Consider the following 4,669-nt stretch of genomic DNA (forward strand, 5'->3'; position numbering starts at 1 on the left):
CTCAATGTCTATGTCTGGACAGCAATCGCCTCGGTAACCGATGCCGAAAGACGAATATTGATTGATCGGTATGTTGCTGCCGTCGACAAAAAAGGCGTTATCTCGACCGGCCATAGTGCCCTGGAGATGCCTCCTGATCTTTATATAAGTCACTACCCTCTGGACGACATTGACCACAGGCCGGACGACTTTCGCGCGCTTCTCAATGCTGGCCATCAAAATGATGTGGCGGGACGATTCAATGAATCCCTGGCAGCGGAAGCTGCTGCATGGTGCATGCCGGATCAGAAAATTACCTTTTCACGCTTCAATCCTGAAGCGCTTGGCGTATTCTGGAATGCCTATTCTCGGGACAGAACTTATAATTTGACCGCGCGCAACTGCTCGACGACGGTTATCCAGGCACTGGATGCAGCACTCGAAGGTTCATCCTTTACCGGAAGGCCCTTGCGTGATTTTCTTCGTATTGTAAGTGATCCACATTTCTGGATGATGCGCATCATACGCGGACGGGCAGAAGCCATGAGCTGGACACCAGGAATGGTCCTTGACTACACACGTCTAACCTTTCAGGTGGTTGAACACAGCAACCGCCGCTGGCGCAGAAAGCTGAAGGAAGCATTCCGCGACCGAAGCCGAGTGGCCGGACAACACGTTCTGCCACAGGGCGAACGGAGCGAAATGTGACCAGACCAGATATGACCACATTCGTCGTTATTCTAACCGCCGCCATCTTTGGCCTTACCTATGGTCTGAGTGCACCATTGATCGCACTTGAACTGGTGGACGCAGGATATTCGGAAACGATCGTCGGAGCAAACAGCGCCATGCATGCTATCGGCGTTTTGCTGATAGCACCCTTTTTGCCTGGACTGTCGTTACGACTTGGTTTTCGTAAATTGGCCAAAGGGGCGCTCCTTCTCGCTGGCCTTCTTTTTACTCTTTTCCCTGCCATGCCGGTATTCTTGCTATGGTTTCCATTACGCGCGGCTCTGGGTGCCGCTTCGGAAACCCTGCTGGTGGTTTCTGAAACTTGGCTCAACCAGACCACAAGCGAGGCCAAACGGGGCCGCACGATTGCGATTTATGTCGCTGCACTATCAACGGGCATGGCACTGGGCCCGGCAATACTAGCACTGGTTGGCCGTCAACAATCCCTTGCCTTTCTCATCGGCGCGGGCCTTGCCCTGATAGCCTGCCTCGCTCTTGTTCTGGGACACCCTCGCGACGTCATGCCCAGACGAGCTGACAGTGGTAGTCCCCTTCGTTATCTGAAAATAGTCCCAGTTGCAGTTGCAGCAGCGGCATTGAATGCCGGGCTGGAAACGGCAGGACTAAGCCTCCTGCCCGTTTATGCCGTCAATCTTGGATGGCCCGAAAAGTCAGCAACGATTCTCCTTACTATTCTTCTGACCGGTTCCATCGTTTTGCAACTACCCACTGGCTGGCTTGGGGATCGCATGAGTCGTACCATGCTCATCATATTCCTCGCTTCGTTTTCAGCATGTAGCGCATTGATCTGGCCGATCGCGCTCGCGCACCCCTGGTTTGCCTACCCGCTCCTTTTTGTCTGGGGGGGGCATTTGCGGACATCTACACAATGGTGATCGCAGCGCTGGGCGATCGTTACAACGGTGGAGAACTCGTCAGCATCTATGCGTTGCTTTCCGTAGCATGGGGTACGGGAGCACTCTTTGGCCCGTTGCTTGGTGGCCTCGCGATGGAATATTCCTTGCATGGACTGGCAATCCTTGCTGCCATTTCCTGCGCGTCATTCGCAATTTTTGCTACAATTCATGGAGAGAAAAGGCAATCATGCGGCAGATTGGGATCGTCTGAACTGGAATCATGAACAAAATCTACCTGTTTTTATTCTAGCGATCATTTTATATGCCGAGTAGTAATCAATCTTATCAGAGCATTTTTCTGGTGTCAGAGAACGATCAAAATATTAGATTCTGACCAAATTACATCCGATTGTAGAAAACAAAATTGCGATTGTCGGCCAATTTCGCGAGATGACATTAACGCGGAAATTGGGGAAGTTTCGTGCAATCGGTTGTCAGCAATAGCAGAGCTTTACAAGCTTATATCCTTACCGTCGACGCCGACGATGGACCGCGACGCAAGAGTTCGACGCAGACCTGGGCGGCGACTGAAATTTCCCATCAGTTTATTCAAGGCTACACAGCGAAAGAAGTTTCGTCGTCCGACTATAATGGAGTGACCAATTTCTTCCGTTATAAACGTCCTCTGACAGCCGGTGAAATTGCCGTTTATAAAGGACGCCGTAAAGTCTGGCAACAAATTGTCGAGGATGGGGTTTACGTTGGCTTGGTTCTTGAAGACAACGCCATGATCATCGACAATGAGCACTTGAAGACATTCCTAACCGATGTGCTATTGCAGCTGGATTATAGAAGCTGGGATATCATCAAACTTTTCAACTTCACGGCCAAGAAGGTCCTTTCAACTAGATACGCTGCAAATTCCAAACTTGTATGCCATAAACGACCGGCCAATGGTGCAGTAGGCTATCTCATTAATTCACAAGCAGCAAAACGGCTGCTTTGTCGGAAGCAAGTATTCAGGCCCCTAGATGAAGACCTATCTCACCCTTGGGAACTAGGTCTTCGGGTCTGGTCCGCCTCTAAGAACCTCCTGTCCGAGGTAAGTCACGAACTGGGTGGTTCGTTGCTTGAAGACGAACGCCATCTGTTAGATGTAGCCAGTAGACGACAAACCATTAGATTTGCGTTGAAGCGGAACATTCTTGAGCTCGAAAAGCAACTTCGCTCAACTCTATATGCGCGTAGGATCCTGGCCTATGAACGGAGCTTGGTGGATGGCTGGTTTTGAACGCATTCAGCAACGGGGATTGCGCCGTTCATTTTGCATGCGATTTAGTAGTATATCGAAGGTTTGTATTCTTGTTATGCTGGTCGCCGCTGGCATCCGTGCTGTACACGTGATTGCGAGCGGGAATTTTGATGAAGTTATTCCAGGTGTCCTTTATCGCTCGGCCCAGCCTGACGCCGCCGAAATCAAGTATATAGTGGAAAATTTTGGCGTAAAAAGCATTCTAAATCTTCGCGATGAAGCTAAGGGCGATTGGTGCCGTGAAGAGTTAGCGGCTGCACGGCGCGCAAATGTCCAACTGATAGATTTTCCTATCAGCTCTGGCCATACACTATCAAAAACGGATCTGGAAAAATTGATTGCCATATGGAATAGCGCGCCCAAACCGATGCTTGTGCATTGTGAGCACGGTGCAAATCGCACTGGCCTGGTGTCAGCAATTTTTGTGAAGTTGACTGGCTCTGGAAGCTGGTTAGCAGAGCTTCAATTATCTCCTTACTATGGGCACGTCCCAATACCCGGCATTGGTCGCTTTTCGATGCAAGAATCCTGGGCGTTGTTCAAGAGAATCCAAAACTAAATGATGTCAGAGCAAGACAAGCTCAAGATTATAGTAAAAATCAAATTGGTCTAGGTAAAATGATGACACAATCTTCAATTCGGAGTTATCAGATCGACATCGACAGCGCTCTTCGTCTGAAGTGCGTATCAGAGCTTGTTTCCGCCTTTATTTCCAGAAATCCGACAACGAGAGAAGAGATCCCTGCACTTATTTCGTCGACTTATGAGGCACTCTTCAGCCTTTACTGCCACAACAAGGCGTATCTATAAAAAATGGCGAAAAGCAAGGCCGTGTCGTCGGTATCACGTTCGATGACGGCTTCGAAAATGTCCACAAACACGCTCTTCCCATTCTCAGTGAACTCAGCTTTACCGCCACCTGCTTTTTCGTAAGTGGCGAGATTGGGGGCTATAACCGATGGGATGAAGCTATCGGAATCCCGCATACTCCTTGCATGTCCACAACGCAGGTTCTGGAATGGGCGCGAGCGGGAAATGAAGTTGGAGCACATACTGTTGACCATGTTTCTCTCACCGACGTCGATCCAGCAGAATCTTTCAGGCAAATAAAGCGTTCGAAGCTTCAACTGGAGGATTTGACGGGCCAGCAGGTACGATCCTTTTGCTATCCTTATGGTAGTGTCTCGCGGAACATCCGAGATATGGTCGCCAAAGCGGATTTTCGGCTAGCGACAACAACACGCAAGGCAAGAGCGTCTGCTTCAGACGATCCTCTCCTTCTTCCTCGACGTAACATTCGGCATTGTAATGGATGGATAGCTACGCTCCGGAAAGCGCCGTTCGGATGAAGTCTATGGAGCACGCGGATTGTCACACTTCACACAAACGAAGGATCGCCGTGGGTACGGTGACACGCAACCGACCGCAAATGCTCGAAAGGCTTTTGTTGAGCTATAGCAATTTGAAGTTGCCAGAGAACGCCTGCATCGATTTTGTCATCGTTGAAAACAATTCGGTTAAAACATTGACCGAAATAATTGGGAAGTTTGCCGAACAAGTAACAGGCCATACCGTTACGTATCTTATTGAGCCCGAGCTGGGGATCGCAAGCGTCAGAGATCACGTTCTCCGTTTTGCAACCGAGAACGGCTTTGATATTTTGACATTTGCGGATGACGACGAGGAAGTGGACGAGCATTGGCTTGAATAGCCCCGAGTTTATTAGACACTCTTCGTCTTCAGTTTGTGGTTCTGTTCAAAGTGTGCTGGTGACAGCATACCATTTCTA

The 4,669-nt window shown here is 49.6% G+C and carries 6 protein-coding genes and 1 pseudogene; all 7 read left to right on the forward strand.

The window, feature by feature from the left end:
* A pseudogene (locus A918_RS22015) lies at positions 1 to 687 on the forward strand (hypothetical protein); the annotation flags it as partial.
* A complete protein-coding gene (locus tag A918_RS21155) occupies positions 684 to 1,607 on the forward strand; it encodes an MFS transporter (protein ID WP_245257302.1) in 924 nt (307 codons plus the stop codon). The pseudogene A918_RS22015 and the gene A918_RS21155, both read left to right, overlap by 4 nt.
* Positions 1,601 to 1,852 (forward strand): hypothetical protein, encoded by a 252-nt coding sequence (locus A918_RS22270; RefSeq protein ID WP_245257303.1) that lies wholly within the window; start codon positions 1,601 to 1,603, stop codon positions 1,850 to 1,852. The genes A918_RS21155 and A918_RS22270 overlap by 7 nt, the downstream gene beginning before the upstream one ends.
* A gap of 197 nt (positions 1,853 to 2,049) precedes the next feature.
* On the forward strand, positions 2,050 to 2,859 hold the full coding sequence (locus A918_RS0107670; RefSeq protein WP_022710494.1) for a glycosyltransferase family 25 protein: 810 nt from the start codon (positions 2,050 to 2,052) through the stop codon (positions 2,857 to 2,859).
* Positions 2,846 to 3,439 carry a tyrosine-protein phosphatase gene (locus A918_RS0107675; RefSeq protein WP_022710495.1) on the forward strand — a complete coding sequence of 198 codons (594 nt, stop codon included), beginning with the start codon at positions 2,846 to 2,848 and terminating at the stop codon, positions 3,437 to 3,439. Before A918_RS0107670 ends, A918_RS0107675 begins: the two co-directional genes overlap by 14 nt.
* 283 nt (positions 3,440 to 3,722) lie before the next feature.
* Complete coding sequence (locus A918_RS22450; protein ID WP_371257507.1) at positions 3,723 to 4,229, forward strand: polysaccharide deacetylase family protein; 507 nt, start codon at positions 3,723 to 3,725, stop codon at positions 4,227 to 4,229.
* Positions 4,230 to 4,279: 50 nt separating this feature from the next.
* Positions 4,280 to 4,591 (forward strand): glycosyltransferase, encoded by a 312-nt coding sequence (locus A918_RS0107685; protein ID WP_198013279.1) that lies wholly within the window; start codon positions 4,280 to 4,282, stop codon positions 4,589 to 4,591.
* The last annotated feature ends 78 nt before the right edge of the window (positions 4,592 to 4,669 follow it).

This window comes from Pseudochrobactrum sp. AO18b (assembly GCF_000409565.1).
Lineage (GTDB): Bacteria > Pseudomonadota > Alphaproteobacteria > Rhizobiales > Rhizobiaceae > Pseudochrobactrum > Pseudochrobactrum saccharolyticum.

Coding starts and splice junctions, on each gene's coding strand:
- A918_RS0107675 (WP_022710495.1), top strand. CDS start 2,846: ATGGCTGGTTTTGAACGCATTCAGCAACGGGGATTGCGCCGTTCATTT.
- A918_RS22270 (WP_245257303.1), top strand. CDS start 1,601: ATGGTGATCGCAGCGCTGGGCGATCGTTACAACGGTGGAGAACTCGTC.